Source organism: Streptomyces sp. UF-297, from assembly GCF_058245575.1.
The window spans coordinates 1-390 of the sequence record NZ_JBSIBZ010000267.1; the positions used below are offsets into that span (position 1 = coordinate 1).

General features: G+C 59.2%; 1 rRNA gene. It reads right to left on the reverse strand.

The features are described 5' to 3' along the window. Positions 1–328: 328 nt before the first annotated feature. Positions 329–390: ribosomal RNA gene (locus AC4IJH_RS43770) — 16S ribosomal RNA — on the reverse strand; the annotation flags it as partial.

A 390-nucleotide genomic window follows, 5' to 3' on the forward strand; every position in this document is an offset into this window, starting at 1 on the left:
TCCACCGTGCGCCCTTAAAAACTTGGCCACAGATGCTCGCGTCCACTGTGCAGTTCTCAAGCAACGACCAGCCACCCACCACCCCGCTGCAGACAGCGAGTTCACTGGGGCCGGCGTTTGAAGGACAGCCATACGGCCGTGCCCTCAGACACCCAACAGCGTGCCCGACACCCTTCGCCCAGACCCTGTGTTCCACGCCGAAGCAGTACTAACAGGACCAGACCAAGTGTGCCGAGTAGTCAACGTTCCACCCATGAGCAACCAGCATCAGACACTCGCTGATGTACTGGCCTCTGACCGAGCGGACTCGGTAAGAAGTGCTCCTTAGAAAGGAGGTGATCCAGCCGCACCTTCCGGTACGGCTACCTTGTTACGACTTCGTCCCAATCG